The following is a 17,072-nucleotide window of genomic DNA, read 5'->3' as shown; positions in this document are numbered from 1 at the left end:
GCAGGGGACCCCTCCTTTCACGCGGCGCGAGCGGTGTAGCGCTCGCCGTGGCGTTCGACCAGCAGCGGCAGGCCGAAGGTCTTGGTCAGGTTGTCGGCGGTGAGGGTGTTCTCCAGCAGCCCCTGGGCCATCACGGCACCGTCGCGCAGCAGCAGCGCGTGGGTGAAGCCGGGCGGGATCTCCTCCACGTGGTGCGTGACGAGCACCAACGCCGGGGCGTCCGGGTCCTGGGCCAGCTCGGCGAGGCGGCCCACCAGGTCCTCCCGGCCACCGAGGTCGAGCCCGGCCGCCGGTTCGTCCAGCAGCAGCAGCTCCGGGTCGGTCATCAGCGCCCGGGCAATCTGCACCCGCTTGCGCTCGCCATCGGACAGCGTGCCGTACGTCCGGTCGGTCAGCGCGCCGACACCGAGCTGGTCGAGCAGCGCCCGGGCGCGGGACTCGTCGGCCGGGTCGTAGCTCTCCCGCCAGCGGCCCACCACCGACCAGGCGGCGGTCATCACCACGTCGACGGCCCGCTCGTCGGCGGGCAGACGCTCGGCGAGCGCGGCGGTGGTGAGCCCGATGCGGGTACGCAGCTCGGTCACGTCGGTGCGGCCGATCCGCTCGCCCAGCACGTGCGCCGTGCCGGTGGTCGGGTGCAGCCGCCCGGCGGCGAGGTTGAGCAACGTGGTCTTGCCGGCGCCGTTGGGGCCCAGCACCACCCAGCGTTCGTCCAGCTCGACCCGCCAGTCCACATCGTGCAGCAGGGCGGTGCCGGACCGGCGTACGGAGACGCCGTCGAGGCTGACCACCAGATCCGCGTCCACGGGTGAGGGGGCGGGGGTGGCGCCACCGGCGCCAGGGATCAGGTCACCAGTCACCCGCCCATCCAACCACGCAGCAGCGGGCTGCCCCCACGGGCGTACGCGCCGGCCGTAGGGTGAGGCGCCGTGTCATTCCTCACCCGAAGGGCGGCTCATGACGAGTGCGGTCATCGAGATCGAGGGTCTGCGGAAGACCTTCCGTAGCCTGCGCCGGGGCAGCCGCGTCGCGGTCGACGGCTTCGACCTGCTGGTCGAGGCCGGTCAGGTGCACGGGTTCCTCGGTCCGAACGGGTCGGGCAAGACGACCACGTTGCGGGCGCTGCTCGGGCTGGTCCGCGCCGACCAGGGCCGGATGCGGGTGCTGGGTGCCGCCGCGCCGGAGCAGTTGCCACAGGTGGCGGGCCGGGTGGGCGCGATCGTGGAGAGTCCGCAGTTCTTCGGCAACTTCACCGCGTACCGCACGCTGCGGTTGCTCGCGCTGGCCGGTGACGTACCGGTCACCCGGGTCGACGACGTGCTGTCGCAGGTCGGCCTGCTCGACCGGGCGCACGAGCGGGTCAAGGGCTACTCGCTGGGCATGAAGCAGCGACTGGCGGTGGCCTCGGCGCTGCTCAAGCGACCGGAGCTGCTGATCCTCGACGAGCCGGCGAACGGGCTGGACCCGGCGGGCATCCGGGAGATGCGCGATCTGATGCGAGCGCTGGCCGAACGCGGGGTGACCGTGCTGGTGTCCAGCCACATCCTGGCCGAGATCCAGGTGATCTGTGACCACGTCACGATCATCTCGCGAGGTCGGCGGGCCGCCAGCGGGCCGGTGGCGGAGGTGCTCGCCGGCCACGACCGGCACGAGTGCCTGGTCCGCGCCGACGACCTGGCCCGGGCCGAGGAGTTGCTGGCGGCCGCCGGACTGGCGGTCACCGGGCACGCCGACCACCTGGTGGTGGGCGGGGTACCGGATCCGGCGGTGGTCAACCGGACGCTGGGCGAGCAGGGCGTCTGGGTACGCGAGCTGACTCCGCTGCGCCCGGATCTGGAGAGCGTCTTCCTGGATCTGACCGGCGCACCGGGGCCTGCGGGGGTGCCCCGACAGGTGGACGGCACGGCGGACGACCCCACCGTCGGTCGGGAGATCGACCTCGGGATCCGGGAGGTGGGCGCGTGAACCTGATCCGTGCCGAGGCGGAGCGGTTGGCCGCCCGCCGTTTCGTCCAGCTCATGGTGGCGTTGCTGGCGCTGGCCTTCGTGGTCACCGCCGGCACCACGATCGTCGGTTCGCACAGTCCCAGCCCGGCCGAGTTGGCCGCGGCCCAGCAGCAGGCCGCCGACGACCGACGCAGCCTGGAGTTGGAGTACGACCGGTGTCTGGCCCGGCAGCGGGGCGAGCACCCCCGGGACAACGACGACTACCTGCCGTCCGACTGCAGCGAGGTCGATCCGGCACGGATGGACCGGTTGCCGGTGGCCGCCGACTACCTCAGCGGCGTGTTCACCTTCACCCGGCAGGCCGAGCCGCTGCTGTTCTTCCTCGTGGCGTTCCTGGTGCTGTTCGGTTTCCTGGTGGGGGCCTCGGCGATCGGCGCCGACCTGAACTCCGGCGGGGTGGTGAACCTGCTGCTGTGGCGACCGCGCCGGATGACGGTGCTGGGCACCAAGCTCGGCACGCTGCTCGGTGCGGTGCTGGCGTTGTCCCTGCTCGCCTCGGCGGCCTACCTGGTCACCTTCTGGTTGATCGCCCAACTGGCCGGTCATCCCGGCCCGACGAACCCGGCTTTCTGGAGCGGATTGGGCGCGATCTGGGGTCGGGGCCTGGTGCTGGTGCTGCTGGCCACGGCGATCGGCTTCGCCGTCGCCACGATGGGCCGGCACACCTCGGCGGCGCTCGGGGCGGTGGCCGGGTACCTGGTGGTGTGGGAGCTGGGCGGCCGGATCGTGCTGGAGATCGTCGGGGCGGCCCGGCCCGACCAGCTCATGCTGACCAGCTACGTCTGGGCGTGGCTCACCGGGCAGGTCGAGCTCTGGGACGACAGCGCCTGCACCAGCCTGCTCTCCGGCTACTGCGACGGTCTCTACACGCTGACCTGGCGGCCGGCCCTGGCCGTGCTGCTGTCGCTCACCGGCGGGCTCACCCTGGCGGCGTTCGCGCTGTTCCGGCGTCGCGACCTGACCTGAGCACCGGGAACCGGAGGCGGCGACTCCTTGCCACCTCCGGTCCAGTGCTGAAGAATTTCTTCACATGGACGGCTTCTCAGCCGACCGTGGAGCCGAAGACCTCGTCCCGGACGGCGTCCAGCGCGGTACGCAACGCGCCGTGCAGGATCGGCTCCTCGGCCAGCCCGGTGGCGACCACCCGGGGGCGGACCAGCGTGATGGCGGCCACCTCGTGCTGCACCCGCTCGGCCAACGCCGCCCCACCGGCGCGACCCACCTCACCGGCGAGCACCACCAGCGGCGGGTCCAGCACCACGCAGGTGCTCGCCACGCCCAGGGCCAGCCGACGGGCCACCTCGTCGAGCATCGGCCCCCCGGCGGTGCCGTCGGCGATCGCGGCGCGGACCGCGTCGGCCGCCTCGGTGTCCGGGTAGCCGTGCTCGCGGGCCAGCGCACGGACCGCGTCGGCACCGGCCACCTGCTGGAACGCCGGCTTGGCCCGCCGGGAGACGTCGCGCGGGATGGGCGCGCCGGGCACCGGCAGGTAGCCGATCTCACCGGCCGCGCCGCTGCTGCCGTGGTGCAGCCGGCCGCCCAGCATGATCGCCAGACCGACGCCGGCACCGACCCAGACCAGCACGAAGTCCGATACGCCCTGGGCCGCGCCGGACTGCGCCTCGGCCACCGCGGCCAGGTTCACGTCGTTCTCGAAGACCACCGGGGTGTCCAGGTCGTCGCGGAGCGCGGCGAGCAGGCCCCGGTGCCAGCGCGGCAGGTTGAACGCGAAGGTGATGTCGCCGGTGCCCGGGTCGACCAGGCCGGGGGTGCCGAGCACGATCCGCCGTACGCTCGACAGGTGCGCACCGGCGCTGCCCGCCACCTGCACCACCGCGTTGTGCACCACGCCGACCGGGTCGTCGGTGTCCCGGGTGGACTGCTCGACCCGACCGATCACCGCGCCGGTGATGTCGGCGCAGGCGGCCACCACCCGCTCCGGGCCGACGTCCACGCCGACCACGTGCGCGCTGCCCGGTCGCACCGCATAGAGCTGGGCGTTCGGCCCCCGCCCGCCGGCCTGCTCACCCACCCGGGCGACCAGGCCACGCTCCTCCAGCCGCTCCACGAGCTGGGAGGCGGTGACCTTGGACAGGCCGGTCAGCTCGCCTATCCGAGCCCGGGTCAGCGGCCCCTGTTCCAGCAGCAGTTCCAGCGCCGCACGGTCGTTGAGGGCGCGCAACAGACGTGGGGTGCCGGGCAGCCGGGTCGCACTCATGCCATGTCCTCATGTATTAGTAAACTTTGCTAACTATCTAGCATTGGTAACAGTAAACCGACCTTGGAACGGGTAGCCGTAGCGTATCGGCCGGGTGGAAGCAGGGCTCTCGGCCGACCCGGTACGAGATCCGCACCGGCCGGCACCGAGAGGAGACACCCCGTGGGGATCGATCCAGGACTCCGCCGGTTGGCGCTGGGCACCCTGCTGGCCGCGTACCCGGGGCCGGTCCCGCCCGACTGGGCGGTCGAGCTGGTCGCCGAAGGGCTGGCCGGACACACCCTGTTCGGCACCAACATCCACCGACCCGAACAGGTGGCGACCGCCACGGCCGCGCTGCGGGACGGACGGTCCGACGTGCTGATCGCCGTCGACGAGGAGGGCGGCGACGTCACCCGGCTGGCGCACGCCACCGGCAGCCCGTACCCGGGCAACGCGGCGCTCGGCGCGATCGGCGACGTGGCCCTCACCCGCCGGGTCTATCACGCCATCGGCGCGGAGCTGGCCGACCTGGGCATCACCGTCAACCTGGCGCCCACCGTCGACGTCAACAGCGCCGACGACAACCCGGTCATCGGCACCCGCTCGTTCGGGGCCGACCCGGTCCGGGTCGCCGCCCACTCGGCGGCGGCGACCACCGGGCTCCAGGCCGCCGGGGTGGCCGCCTGCGCCAAGCACTTCCCCGGCCACGGCGCGACGATCGCCGACTCCCACCACGAGTTGCCCACCGTGGACGCGTCGCCCGATCTCCTGCGCCAACGCGACCTGCCACCGTTCGCCGCGGTGATCGCCGCCGGGGCGAAGGCGGTGATGTCCGCACACATCCGGGTCCCCGCGCTCACCGGCGACCTGCCGGCCACCTTCAGCCGCGCCGTCCTGACCGACCTGCTGCGCGACCGGTACGGCTTCGACGGCGTCGTGGTCACCGATGCGCTGGAGATGCGGGGCGCCACCCTGGCCGCCGGCGGCATCGCACCGGGTGCGGTGCGGGCGCTGGCCGCCGGAGCCGACCTGCTCTGCATCGGCGCCGCGGTCGACGCGGACCTGGTCGAGACCGTCGCCGCCGAGATCGTCGCCGCGCTCGGGGACGGCCGGCTCGACCGCGCCCGGGTGGAGCAGGCCGCCGACCGCGTCACCGCCCTCGCCGCCTGGACCCGGACCACGCGCCCGGAGATCACTGTCCCGGACGGTCTGGGGTACGCCGCCGCGCGCCGGGCGGTCCGGGTGGAGGGCATCCTGGCCGGGCTGGACCAGCCACTGGTGGTGCAGTTGCACGCCCGCTCGACCATCGCCGAGGGGCGGGTGCCGTGGGGGCTCGGCCCGCACCTCGACGGCACCGAGGAGATCCGGGTGGTGGCGGCCGAGGCCGACCCGGAGGCGTTGCGTCGCCGGGCCGGCACCCGACCGATCGTGTTGGTCGGCCGCCACCTGCACCGCCTGCCCGGCGGCCCGGAACTGGCCGCCGCGCTGGCCGCCACGCATCCGGTGGCGGTGGTCGAGATGGGGTGGCCGGCTGCCTGGCGACCGGCCGGCGTCCAGGCCTTCGTCACCACCTTCGGCGCCAGCCACGCCAACGGGCGGGCCGCGGCCGAGGCGCTGGGTCTGACCGGACACACCGGAGCCATACGCTGAGTCACCCCGCAGCCGATCCGCGTCGACCTGTCCGGCCAGGTCAAGTCCACTTTTCGACACCACGGACCACGCGGTGGCTACTTGCCGACCACCAGCCGGATACGTAGCGTGATCGCATCGAGCCGCACGTGGGCCTGGGGGGAGGCTGCGGACCGTGGATCCGGCCCGGGATTCACGGTCCGCGCCCTGCCGTCAGGTCGACGATCAGCCGGGATAGACGCCGTACGATCGCCAGCCCCGGTCGGGAAAGCCCGCCGCCTCCGCCACCCGGGCCGAGGCGGCGTTGTCCCGGGCGTGCAGATAGGTCGGCACCGCGCCGTCCGCGAGCACCCGACGCGCGGCCTGGGCCACCAGCCGTCGGGCCAGCCCGCGCCCCCGGGCGGCCGGCACCGTGCCCACCGCCAACTCGTGCCCGTGCCGGTCGTGCCGCTTGACGCCGACGCCGGCCAGGTAGCGGCCCCGGCCGTCCCGCACCACCAGGACCGGACGGTCGAACAGGCGTAACCAGGACGGCAGGCCGGCGGCGCCGGACGGCACCCACTCACCGACGTCGGGCAGGGGCGCGGGGGCGACGCTCCAGCGGAACACGTCGTCGTGCACCACCCAGCTCGGATGGCCGACCGCCGCCGGCAACGCGTCCGGCAGCGACTCCGGCCGCCGGGCCAGCTCGCGTACCGCCGCGACCCGGTCCGGGGCCACCGAGAGCACGGTGCTCGCACCGGCGGTGATCGCGACGGCCGGCCGCAACCGGCCGTCCCAGGCCGGGCGGGCGCGCCGGGTGGAGCACACCACGTGCAGCCCGGGACCCGCCGGCCACTGCCCGAGCCAGGTCGCCAGGTGCAGGTGGAGCCGCCGGTCGAGCATGGTCCACCTCCGCAGCGTCGCTCCGGCCTCCACCGATCACGGTACGACGGGCGCTCCGCGCGGCGGTACCGATCGGGTGACCAACGCCTCGTCCGGGAACCCGATCCATCGACCAACCGTCATATCCATTTCCATACATGGACAACTTTCTTTGGAACGGTGGGGGACATGCCGATTCAGCCGAATGACCGCTCCGCGCAGGACACCCGACGGGCACTGGGGTGCGCCGAACGCTTCCCGGGCCAGCCCTCGTACCGCGGTCACCGCGCCGACCTCGGCACACTCTCCTGGCACGATCTGAACGAGCTGCCGGCGGGCTACTCCTCCCGCAGCCCCCTCAACACCCTCTGAGGCCATCCGCACCCGGGGCGGCCCGGCGAGCCAGCGCGTCCTTTCGCACACCTGTCGGGTAACGTCTGCTGGTCCTCCGACAGGTCACGACGGGAGCAACTGCGCACATGGGCAAGAAGACGATCCGCGTCTCCGACTTCAGCGGCACGGTGCTGGGCCCCGACGACGAGGCGGTCCGCGTCGTCGTCGTCGAGCATCCTGACCTGGTGGCCGGGCCCGTGCAGTTGGACGCGACGCCGGTGGAGGTGGAGAGCCTCGACGACGCCGCGCTGGACGTGGCGGTGGTCGAGATCCACGACCGGCACGGCAACGGTGAGCCGCGTCGGGTGGTGCTGACCGCGAGCGAGTTCGACGCGATGGCCACCGACATGCCGATGGCCCAACTGCTCAAGACCGCCGAGCGGGTACGCCCACCGAAGGCGCGGCGCGCCACCGAGAAGATCGACTACGGCACCATCGAGCACGCCGGAAAGCCGCACCGGGGGCGGGTCACCGAGGAGGAGGCCCGGCTGGTGCGCGAGCATCTGGACGAGGTCAACAAGCGCCTCGCCGACGCAGGCCTGCGCCAGATCGAGCCGGAGGACCCGGAGCACGCCGACCGGTACGGCTTCCCCACCGCATCCTGATCCGCTACTCGAACACCCGGAGCTTGGCCAGGGCCGCCGCGGTGCCCGCCTCCACGGCGGCCTTGTCCACGCCGAGGCCGGTCAGCACACCCTCGCCGTCCTCCTGCTCCAGCAGCGCCAGCAGGATGTGCTCGGTGCCGATGTAGTTGTGCCCGAGGCGCAACGCCTCGCGGAAGGTCAGCTCCAGCGCCTTCTTGCCGGCCGCGTCGTACGGGATCAGATCCGGCACCTCGCCCACGGACGGCGGCAGCGCGGCGGTGGCCGCCTCGCGTACCGCCTCGACCGTCACGCCCCCGGCGGCCAGCACCTTCACGGCCAGCCCCTCCGGCTCGGCGAGTAGCCCGAGCACCAGGTGCGCCGGGCCGATCTCGGCGTTACCGGCGGCGCGGGCCTCGTTCTGCGAGGCCATCACCACGTTGCGGGCGCGCGGGGTGAAGCGGTTGAACCCCTGCTGCGGGTCGATCGGCCCGGCGTCACTCTTGGCCACGAAGCGCTTCTGCGCGGCCTGCTTGCTCACCCCCATGCTGCGGCCGATGTCGGTCCAGGAGGCGCCGGAGCGGCGGGCCTGGTCCACGAAGTGACCGATGAGGTGGTCGGCGACGTCACCGATGTGGTCGGCGACCATGACCGCGCCGGTGAGTTGGTCGAGAGCGTCGGGGTGGGCCTGCTTGATGGCCTGGATCAGGTCGTCGAGCCGGACGGGATTGTTCATCTGGGCGGGATTCGTCATGCGTCAACCGTAGGTTGACGGCTCGCCACCGTCAACCACAAGTTGACGATCACCGAGAGTCGCCCCTCGCCATGATCGCTGTTAACAACCTTGACTAAATCTGTTGAAATCGACAGACTGCGATGTGGAGAGCGCTCTCCCCTCCTCGCCGGGGCGCCAGCCTCATCCGCCCACCCCAAGGAGACCCATCGTGTCCACCATCTCCCGCAGGCTCCGAAGGAGCGCCGCCGTCCTCGCCGCGGCGGTCGTCGCCAGCCTGCTCGTCGTCCCCGTGACCGCCGCACCGGCCGCCGCCGCCATCGGCGGACTCACCTGGCAGGACGAGTTCAACGCCCCGGCCGGCACGCCGGTCGACCAGTCCAAGTGGCGCTTCGACATCGGCGGCCACGGCTGGGGTAACAACGAGCGGCAGTACTACACCAACAGCACCAGCAACGCGGTGCACGACGGGCAGGGCAACCTGGTCATCACCGCGCGCCGGGAGAACCCGGCCAACTACCAGTGCCACTACGGTCGGTGCGAGTACACCTCGGCCCGCCTGCTCACCGCCGCCACCTTCAGCCAGGCGTACGGCCGGTTCGAGGCCCGCATCAAGATCCCTCGCGGCCAGGGCATCTGGCCGGCCTTCTGGATGCTCGGCAACGACTTCGGCAACGTCGGCTGGCCGGCCTCCGGCGAGATCGACATCATGGAGAACATCGGTCGCGAGCCGAACACCGTGCACGGGACCATCCACGGGCCGGGTTACTCCGGTGGTGGCGGGATCACCGGCAGCCGCGTCATCGGGCAGCCGCTTGCCGACGCCTTCCACACCTACCGGGTCGACTGGGAACCGAACAGCATCCGCTGGTACCTCGACGGCCAGGAGTTCTTCCGCGTCGACCCGAGCCGGCTCGGCGGCAACCGCTGGGTCTTCGACCACCCGTTCTTCATGATCCTCAACGTCGCGGTGGGCGGCAACTGGCCCGGCTACCCGGACGGCAGCACCCAGTTCCCGCAGCAGATGCTCGTCGACTACGTGCGGGTCTACGGCTACGTCCCGGACGGCAACACCGGCACCACCCGGATCCGGGGCCAGCAGAGTGGACGGTGCATCGACATCCCCAGCGCCAACCCGTACGACGGGGCGCCGTTGCAGATCTGGGACTGCAACACCACCGCCGCCCAGGCGTGGACCTTCGCCGCCGACGGCACCGTGCGCGCCATGGGCAAGTGCATGGACCCAGCCTGGGCCGGCACCGCCAACGGCACCGAGGTCAACCTGGTCGCCTGCAACGGCAACCCAGCCCAACGGTTCACCCTCAGCCCCGCCGGTGACCTGGTGAACCTCAGCGCGAACCGGTGCGTCGACGTCCGGGAGAACAACCCGAACAACGGCGGCCGCCTACAACTCTGGGACTGCGCCGGCACCGCCAACCAGAAGTGGTCCCGCGCCTGACCGCAAGCGGTACCTGTGGGCTCACCGCCGTCGGCGGTGAGCCCACGCGCCGTCCCAGCCGTAAGAGTCGGTGACAGGCCCGGCGGGTAGTAGCCCACTGCGGTCACCGAGGTACGGGAGGCGACGTGGAGAACGCTCAAGCGACCGACGGGCGACGGTTCTGGTGGTGGCTCGGCGGAGCACTGCTGGTCCTGGTGGTGGTGCTGGTCTCCGCCTGGACCTGGGTCACGGTGCGCGGCGACGGCCGGGCCGGGCACGTCGTCACCGGCAGCGCCGACGACCTGCGGGAGGCCACCTTCGTCCTACTCGACGGCGCCGACGTGGTCCGGCTGCGCACCGACGACCTCGGCGAGGACGCGTACCGGGTGTCGACGCCCCGCGACGCGGGCGTGCGACCCGCGGTCTCCCTCACCGACGGCAACGTGCTCACCAGCCTGCGCGGCACCGGTCAGGACGGACCGGCCATCGTCGAGGTGGTGCTGCACCACTCCGTACGCTGGCATCTCCGGCTCGGCGGCGGCGCCAAGGAACAGCACCTCGACCTCCGTGGCACCCAGCTCGGCGACGTCGAGTTCACCGCCGGGGCGAGCCGGATCGATTTGACCCTCCCGCCGGCCGAGGGCACCCAGCGGACCATCCTCAGCGGCGGGGCGAACCAGGTCGTCGTCCGCCTGGCCGGTGACGCCCCGGTGCGGGTACGCGCGGGCGGCGGCGCCGGATCGGTCACCGTCGACGGGTCCACCCAGTCCGGTGTGGCCGGCGGCACGGTGCTGACGCCACCGGAGTGGGAGTCGGCCACCGACCGCTACGACATCGACGCCACCTCCGGCGTCTCCAGCCTCACCGTCGACCGCACCGACGGCGACGGCTAGCCGACCGAGACGCCCGCCTGCGCGGCCACCGTGCGCATGCTCGCGGCGTGCAGCCCACGCTCGCCGGCGATCCGCAGCAGCGCGGCCAGGATCTGGCCTCGACGCGCGTCGTGGTCGGACGGTCTCGGCAGCGGGCCCCCCCTTCATCGGCTGTTTGGCAGTACGGTCGCATTACCAAACGGGGAGGTCGATGTGGGCGCGACGTCGGGCATCGGACGATTCACCAGCGACCAGGCACGGAGCAGGTTCCTCGCCGCGTACGAAATGGCGATGGACGCGTGGCCGCACCCTCGACAGGAGTTGGACGTCGAGACGCGGTTCGGCACCGTCCACGTGCACGACCATGGCATCGCCACGGGTCAGCCAATCGTGCTGTTGCACGGTGCTCAGGGCAACTCCAGCAACTGGTATCCGCAGGTCGCCCCGCTCGGTATCCACCACCCGGTCTACGCGGTGGACACCGTCGACGACCCGGGGCGCAGCGTGCAGCGCCGACCGGTGCCGAGTACGACCGACAACGCCGCCTGGCTCGACGAGACGCTCACCGCACTCGGGCTGGACGGCGTTCACCTGGTCGGCCTGTCGTACGGCGGATTCCTGGCGATGGCCCAGGCCCTGCACCGGCCCGACCGGCTGGCCTCGGTCACCCTGCTCGAGCCCGGGGGCCTGGAGAAGGTGCCACTCAGGTTCTACGCCAACATGCTGGCCGGGGCACTGTCGACGCTGGCCCCCCGGCGCACCCGACCCTGGTTCGCCCAGCGGCTGGCCAACCATGCCCTGGTCGAGTCCGCCGAGCAACTGGCCCCGATCATGATCGCCGCCCGGCATTGGCGGTCGGGCCGCCCGGTCGCGGCCCGCCGGTTCGACGACGACGAGTTGCGCGCGATCCGCGTGCCGGTGCAGCTGCTGGTGGCCGGGCGCAGTTCGTTGCTGGATCCCCGTCGGGCGGCGGCCCGGGCGGCGGAGCTGATCCCCTCGGTCCGCACCGAGATCGTGGCCGGTGCCGGTCACGGGCTGCCGCTGGAACGCCCCGAGCTGGTCAACCAGCGCATTCTCGACTTCATCGCGTCCCTCGCCCCGGGCGACTCCACCGGCCCGGCCCGCTGACCCGGCCGGCCGCAGCCGGCCAGCGGAGGCCCGGCTACGGTACGTCGAGCCGGGATCGCGCCACACCGGGCCGCGAGCCGATCCCGGCCGGGTACCCGCACTGTCGCGGGACCGGTGACGGAAGGAGTCGGCGGTATGCGCCTGCACGTCGGGTGTGCGATGTGGACGCACAAGTCCTGGCAGGGCCGGTGGCTGGCCCACCCGCTACCGACGTCCGAACGGCTGCGGCACTACGCCGGGTGGTGCGACGCGGTCGAGGGCAACACGACGTTCTATGCCACCCCGACCCGGGACACGGTGACCACCTGGGCGCAGCAGACCGGTCCGGACTTCCGGTTCGTGGTCAAACTGCCCAAGGTGGTGACGCACGAACGTCGGCTCACCGACGTCACCGAGCCGATGCGGGTCTTCCTGGACGCGATGGCACCGCTCGGCCCGCGTGCCCACGCTCTCTGGGTGCAGCTTCCCGGCTCGTTCGGCCCGGACGACGTACCCACGCTGGCCCGCTTCCTACGCCGGCTGCCCGCCACCCACCGGGCCTCGGTGGAGGTCCGCCATCCCGCCTTCTTCACCGAGCCGCGCGCCACGCGCCTGCTGGAGACCGCGCTCGACGAGGCGGACGCCGAATGGGTCCCGTTCGACACCACCGCCTTCTTCGCCGACCCGCCGACCAGTGACGCCGAACGCGACGCCTGGACCAAGAAGCCCCGGATGCCGCTGCGCACCCACGCGCTGACGGACCGGCCCATCGTGCGGTACCTCGGCCGCGACGACACCGACCGGACGGTCGAGGGCTGGCAGCACTGGATCGACGTGACCGTGGACTGGCTGCGCGAGGGCCGCTCCCCCACCATGTTCGTGCACACGCCCGACAACGCCGAGGCACCTGTGCTCGCCCGTCGCTTCCACGACGAGGTCCGTGCCCGCGTGCCCGACCTGGCGCCGTTGCCCGAGCCGATCCCGGTCGAACCCACCACCCTGTTCTGAGTGGACCCGCTACGAGCCGACCTTGCTGACCTGCACGAACGGGCGGTCGTCCCACCAGATCGCGTGGATGATGAAGCTGCGGCCCGGCGCGTTGAAGTAGACCGCCATGTTGTCCGGCGAGTTCTGCACCTTCTGCACCGCGTACCCGTCCGCCGGGGTCGCCGTGACCAGCTCGACCACGCCCGCCGAGGTCATCCGGACGACCGCCTGGCCGCCCTCCACCCGGAACGAGCGGACGTAGCTGCGGACGCCGTCGTCGCCCACCGTCACCGTCCAACCGTCCTCGGTGGTCACGGTCGGGGCGGTGGTCCGGCTCGGTCTGGTCGTCGGGCGGCGGCTCTCCACCGGCTCCGGCGTGGCGCTCGGGGTGGGGGTCGGGCTCACGCTGGGTCGCGGTGACGCCGAAGTCGTCGGCGGCGGTGCCGACGAGGGCAGTGGCGTCGGCGGTCCGGGCGTCTCCACCGCAGGCGGTGGGCTCAGCGCCTGGTCCTGGGCGACCGGCTCCCGCAACACGGGCAGGATCGCCATCGACGCGAGCACGATGCTCGACGCGGTGGCGACGCACCACCCCGCGATCGGTGCCCACCAGGAAGATCGCACGAAGACATCGTCTCATCTACCCATATGGTGTACGCCATGGCGATGATCCTGCTGGTCGAGGACGACCGCAACATCGCGGCCGCCCTCACCCGCGCACTGACCGACGCCGGTCACGTGGTACGGCCCGCCGGGCACGCCGCCGAGGCGTTGAGAATCGTCACCACCGAGCGACCGAACCTGGTCATCCTCGATCTCGGACTGCCCGACATCGACGGTGCCGACGCGCTGCGGATGATCCGTTCGGTGTCCGACGTGCCGGTGATCGTGGCGACCGCGCGCCGCTCCGAGACCGACATCATCAGCCTGCTCGGCGCCGGTGCCGACGACTACGTGACCAAACCGTTCTCCGGTGGACACATCCTGGCCCGCATCGACGCGGTGCTGCGCCGGGCCCGGCCCACCGCGAACGAGACCCCACAGTCGATCAGCGTGGGCGAGCTGACCATCCGACCCCGGCAACGCCTGGCCGAACTGGGTGGGCAACCGCTGCAACTGACCCGGCGCGAGTTCGACGTCCTGGCGTACCTGGCCGAGCGGGTCGGTCAGGTGGTCAGCCGTCGGGAGCTGATGAACGAGGTCTGGCACCAGGCGCAGATCGGTGAGGAACAGACCATCGACGTGCACATCTCCTGGCTGCGGCGCAAGCTCGGGGAGACGGCCGCCCGGCCGCGCTTCCTGCGCACCGTGCGCGGCGTGGGCGTGATGATGGTCGACCCGCGATGAGGTGGGCGCTGAACCGGCTGGCCATCGCCATCACCTCGATGGTGGCGCTGGCCTTCCTGGTGCCGCTGGCCATCGCCACCGGGCAGATCGCCCGGGACCGGGCGGTCAGCGAGGCCCGACAGCAGGCCACCGCGCTGGTCACCGTACTGGGCATGGACGCCGACCCGACGCTGCTCACCAACGCGGTGGCCAGCACCACGGCGGGCAGCGCCGGACGGCTCGCCGTGCACCTGCCGGACAGCGCGCCGATCGGCGTCACCCACGTCACCGACGCGCAGGTACGCGACGCCGCCGGGGACCGCCGCTCGGTGCTGGCCCCGGCCGCCGACGGTGTCGCGTACCTGCAACCCACCGTGCTCGCCGACGGCCGGACCGTGATCGTCGAGGTGTTCGTGCCGGAGACCGAACTGCGCCGGGGCGTACGGACCGCCTGGTTCGTCCTTGGTGGCCTGGCGATCGTCCTGGTGGCCGGTTCGACGCTGCTCGCCGACCGGCTCGGCGGCCGGCTGGTGCGCGCCACCCGGGACCTGTCCGCGTCGGCGCGGCGGCTCGGCGGCGGTGACCTGACCGCCCGGGCCGAGCCGAACGGCCCTCGGGAACTCCAGGACGCGGCCCGCTCGTTCAACACGATGGCCGACGACCTGCGGCTGCTGATGAACCGCGAACGCGAGCTGGCCGCCGACCTGTCCCACCGGCTGCGTACGCCGTTGACCGCCCTGCGTCTCGACGCCGAGGCGATGCCGCCGGGCCCGATCGGCGAGCGGATGCGGCAGGCCTGCGACCTGCTCGACGAGGAACTCGACTCGATCATCCGCGGGGTGCGGCGCGGCACCGACGGGCGGGACGGGCAGAGCGCCGACCTGGTGGAGGTGCTCGCCGACCGGTTGGCGTTCTGGTCGGTGCTGGCCGAGGACCAGGAGCGCCCGTGGGAGGTGACCGGCGGCGACGTGCCGGTGGTCCTGCCGATGCCGCGCAGTGAGGTGATCCTGGTGGTGGACGCGATGCTCGGCAACGTCTTCGCGCACACCCCGGACGGCACCGCCTTCCGGGTCAGCGTGTCCCCCGACGGGGTGGTGGTGGACGACGCCGGGCCGGGCATCGCCGACCCGACCCGGGCGGTGCAGCGGGGCGTGAGCGCCGCCGGGTCGACCGGCCTCGGTCTCGACATCGTGCGGCGGGCCGCCGAGACGTCGGGTGGTCACCTGGTGGTCACCCGCAGTCCGCTCGGCGGCGCCCGGGTCGGCATCCTGCTCAGGCCGGTCGACCACGCTCCGGAGCGACTCGGGAGCAGTCACCGGCTTTCATGATCCTTTCCGGAGCCGTTAAGGCTCCTTTATGGAACCGCGCATTAGCGTCCTCGCCGTCACAGCCGCAGCGAGCCGTACGGAGTTCAGATGCGCAGGAAGATCAGCTACCCATTGGTGGCCCTCGGCATGGTCGCCTCGTCCCTGGCGGTCTCCTCGCCCGCCCAGGCCCACGGATACGTGTCCAACCCGCCGAGCCGACAGGCACTCTGCGCGGCCGGGACGGTCACCGACTGCGGCCCGATCCAGTTCGAGCCGCAGAGCGTCGAGGCGCCCAAGGGGTCCCAGCGGTGCGACGGCGGAGTGGCCCAGTGGTCCGTCCTCTCCGACGAGTCCCGCGACTGGCCGGCCCGGAACGTGGGTAGTTCGGTGACGCTCACCTGGGTGCTGACCGCCCGGCACCGGACCGCCGACTGGCAGTACTTCATCGACGGCAACCTGGTCGCCGAGATCGACGAGGGGAACGCCCAGCCGGACGCGACCGTGTCGCACACGATCGACCTGAGCAACTTCCCGGGCCGGCAGCGACTGCTCGCGGTCTGGAACATCGGCGACACCCCGATGGCCTTCTACAACTGCGTCGACCTGGTCGTCGGCGGCGGCGGTGCCGCGCCCGCCCCCCGTCCGACCACGGCCGCCCCCACCACCGCACCGACCACCGCCGCGCCCACCACCGCACCGACCACCACCGCACCGACCCGGCCGGGCACCGCGCCGACCACCGCCGCACCGACCAGCGCGGCCCCGCCGCCGGCCGGTGACGCCTGGGCAGCCGGCGTCAGCTACCGCACCGGCGACGTGGTGACGTTCGAGGGCAAGCGGTACGAGTGCCGGCAGGGCCACACCGCGATCAACAGCTGGGAGCCCTCGATCTACACCCTCGCGCTGTGGCTGCCGCTGTGAGGCGCCGACTGGTCGCCGCCGCCCTGGTCGTCCCGTTCCTGCTCGGCGCGTGCAGCTCGCCCGCCGCACAGCCGCCGCCCGTGTCGACGAGTGACACGACGGTCGCCGAGATCAAGGCCGGCGACGAGTACAACGACACCGACGTGATGTTCCTGCAGATGTTCGTCCACCATCAGCGGCAGGCCCTGCAGATGACCGCCACCGCGGTGAAGCGGGCCCAGGACCCGGAGCTGAAGACCCTGGCCCAGGCGGTGCAGGTCACCGAATCCGACGAGTTGGCGATGATCGAGGGCTGGCTCAAGAGCTGGGGCAAGTCCACCGAGGTCGACACCGCGCCGAACCTGCACGCCCACCACGGTGGACTGCCCGGCACCGGACCGGCCGAGATCGAGGCGTTGACGACGGTCAAGGAGGCCGAGTTCGACACCGCGTTCCTGAGCCTCTTCCTGGCCCACCAGCACAACGCGATGGAGCTGGCCAACCTGGTCCGCAGCGGTGGCAAGAACGCCGAGACCAAGGCCTTCGGCGAGCGGGTACGCGCCTCCCGGCAGGGCGGGATCCAGCAGATGCTGAAGCTGATGACCGGGTAGTCACCGCGCCCGTCAGGGGCAGTTCGGGGGACGGCCGAGGCACCGGCCGTCCCCCGTACTAACCGGCGGCCACCGGGCACGCCGCTAACCGAGCCGGTCCTGCTCCTGCCGACCGCCCTCG

General features: G+C 72.4%; 19 protein-coding genes. 13 read left to right on the top strand and 6 right to left on the bottom strand.

The features are described from left to right. Positions 1–17: 17 nt before the first annotated feature. The gene (locus ABT008_RS04160; protein WP_350693480.1) at positions 18–860 is read right to left on the bottom strand and encodes an ABC transporter ATP-binding protein; all 843 of its coding nucleotides are present in this window, start codon (positions 858–860) and stop codon (positions 18–20) included. 97 nt (positions 861–957) lie between these two features. Here ABT008_RS04160 and ABT008_RS04155 point away from each other — a divergent pair, with 97 nt between their 5' ends. Next, positions 958–1,965, top strand: a complete 1,008-nt coding sequence (locus tag ABT008_RS04155) for an ABC transporter ATP-binding protein (RefSeq protein ID WP_350693479.1) — start codon at positions 958–960, stop codon at positions 1,963–1,965. Further along, a complete protein-coding gene (locus ABT008_RS04150; protein WP_350693478.1) occupies positions 1,962–2,972 on the top strand; it encodes an ABC transporter permease subunit in 1,011 nt (336 codons plus the stop codon). Before ABT008_RS04155 ends, ABT008_RS04150 begins: the two co-directional genes overlap by 4 nt. Before the next feature lie 76 nt (positions 2,973–3,048). Here the strand turns inward: ABT008_RS04150 and ABT008_RS04145 are convergent, their stop codons facing one another. After that, entirely contained in the window at positions 3,049–4,224 is a 1,176-nt protein-coding gene (locus tag ABT008_RS04145) for an ROK family transcriptional regulator (protein WP_350693476.1), read from the bottom strand. Between the two features lie 162 nt (positions 4,225–4,386). Between ABT008_RS04145 and ABT008_RS04140 the strand changes: the two genes are divergently transcribed. Continuing rightward, on the top strand, positions 4,387–5,856 hold the full coding sequence (locus tag ABT008_RS04140) for a glycoside hydrolase family 3 protein (RefSeq protein ID WP_350693475.1): 1,470 nt from the start codon (positions 4,387–4,389) through the stop codon (positions 5,854–5,856). Positions 5,857–6,060: 204 nt separating this feature from the next. Here the strand turns inward: ABT008_RS04140 and ABT008_RS04135 are convergent, their stop codons facing one another. Beyond that, on the bottom strand, positions 6,061–6,720 hold the full coding sequence (locus ABT008_RS04135; protein ID WP_350693473.1) for a GNAT family N-acetyltransferase: 660 nt from the start codon (positions 6,718–6,720) through the stop codon (positions 6,061–6,063). 168 nt (positions 6,721–6,888) lie between these two features. On the opposite strand from ABT008_RS04135, the gene ABT008_RS04130 reads away from it, so the two are divergent. Together ABT008_RS04130 and ABT008_RS04125 are read left to right on the top strand one after the other, a co-directional pair. Further along, a complete protein-coding gene (locus ABT008_RS04130) occupies positions 6,889–7,071 on the top strand; it encodes a DNA repair protein (protein WP_350693472.1) in 183 nt (60 codons plus the stop codon). 107 nt (positions 7,072–7,178) lie between these two features. Further along, positions 7,179–7,697, top strand: coding sequence for a hypothetical protein (locus tag ABT008_RS04125; protein ID WP_350693470.1), 519 nt, complete (start codon positions 7,179–7,181; stop codon positions 7,695–7,697). 4 nt (positions 7,698–7,701) lie between these two features. Here the strand turns inward: ABT008_RS04125 and ABT008_RS04120 are convergent, their stop codons facing one another. Beyond that, a complete protein-coding gene (locus tag ABT008_RS04120; protein WP_350693469.1) occupies positions 7,702–8,427 on the bottom strand; it encodes a Clp protease N-terminal domain-containing protein in 726 nt (241 codons plus the stop codon). A 190-nt stretch (positions 8,428–8,617) separates the two neighbouring features. Here ABT008_RS04120 and ABT008_RS04115 point away from each other — a divergent pair, with 190 nt between their 5' ends. Next, positions 8,618–9,865 carry a family 16 glycosylhydrolase gene (locus ABT008_RS04115; protein ID WP_350693467.1) on the top strand — a complete coding sequence of 416 codons (1,248 nt, stop codon included), beginning with the start codon at positions 8,618–8,620 and terminating at the stop codon, positions 9,863–9,865. Between the two features lie 125 nt (positions 9,866–9,990). Beyond that, on the top strand, positions 9,991–10,737 hold the full coding sequence (locus ABT008_RS04110; RefSeq protein WP_350693466.1) for a toast rack family protein: 747 nt from the start codon (positions 9,991–9,993) through the stop codon (positions 10,735–10,737). Here the strand turns inward: ABT008_RS04110 and ABT008_RS04105 are convergent. Then, positions 10,734–10,817, bottom strand: a complete 84-nt coding sequence (locus tag ABT008_RS04105) for a TetR family transcriptional regulator (protein WP_350694059.1) — start codon at positions 10,815–10,817, stop codon at positions 10,734–10,736. The two genes, ABT008_RS04110 and ABT008_RS04105, sit on opposite strands and share 4 nt — an antisense overlap. Positions 10,818–10,929: 112 nt before the next feature. Between ABT008_RS04105 and ABT008_RS04100 the strand changes: the two genes are divergently transcribed. Next, a complete protein-coding gene (locus ABT008_RS04100) occupies positions 10,930–11,844 on the top strand; it encodes an alpha/beta fold hydrolase (RefSeq protein WP_350693464.1) in 915 nt (304 codons plus the stop codon). Between the two features lie 135 nt (positions 11,845–11,979). Further along, entirely contained in the window at positions 11,980–12,831 is an 852-nt protein-coding gene (locus tag ABT008_RS04095; RefSeq protein ID WP_502890337.1) for a DUF72 domain-containing protein, read from the top strand. A gap of 9 nt (positions 12,832–12,840) precedes the next feature. On the opposite strand, the gene ABT008_RS04090 is transcribed toward ABT008_RS04095, so the two are convergent. Next, positions 12,841–13,359, bottom strand: coding sequence for a DNA mismatch repair protein MutL (locus ABT008_RS04090; protein WP_502890353.1), 519 nt, complete (start codon positions 13,357–13,359; stop codon positions 12,841–12,843). Positions 13,360–13,467: 108 nt separating this feature from the next. On the opposite strand from ABT008_RS04090, the gene ABT008_RS04085 reads away from it, so the two are divergent. The 4 genes from ABT008_RS04085 to ABT008_RS04070 all read left to right on the top strand — a co-directional run bounded on the left by ABT008_RS04085 (position 13,468) and on the right by ABT008_RS04070 (position 16,951). Further along, positions 13,468–14,154, top strand: coding sequence for a response regulator transcription factor (locus ABT008_RS04085; RefSeq protein ID WP_350693461.1), 687 nt, complete (start codon positions 13,468–13,470; stop codon positions 14,152–14,154). Continuing rightward, positions 14,151–15,461: a sensor histidine kinase gene (locus ABT008_RS04080; RefSeq protein ID WP_350693460.1), complete on the top strand. Its 1,311-nt coding sequence runs from the start codon at positions 14,151–14,153 to the stop codon at positions 15,459–15,461. The genes ABT008_RS04085 and ABT008_RS04080 overlap by 4 nt, the downstream gene beginning before the upstream one ends. An 87-nt stretch (positions 15,462–15,548) precedes the next feature. Further along, on the top strand, positions 15,549–16,361 hold the full coding sequence (locus ABT008_RS04075) for a lytic polysaccharide monooxygenase (protein ID WP_350693459.1): 813 nt from the start codon (positions 15,549–15,551) through the stop codon (positions 16,359–16,361). Next, a complete protein-coding gene (locus ABT008_RS04070; protein ID WP_350693458.1) occupies positions 16,346–16,951 on the top strand; it encodes a DUF305 domain-containing protein in 606 nt (201 codons plus the stop codon). The genes ABT008_RS04075 and ABT008_RS04070 overlap by 16 nt, the downstream gene beginning before the upstream one ends. Positions 16,952–17,072 lie beyond the last annotated feature (121 nt).

The sequence above is a fragment of the Micromonospora sp. NPDC002389 genome (assembly GCF_040296095.1).
Lineage (GTDB): Bacteria > Actinomycetota > Actinomycetes > Mycobacteriales > Micromonosporaceae > Micromonospora.
This window is presented reverse-complemented; position numbering and strand designations above follow the sequence as displayed.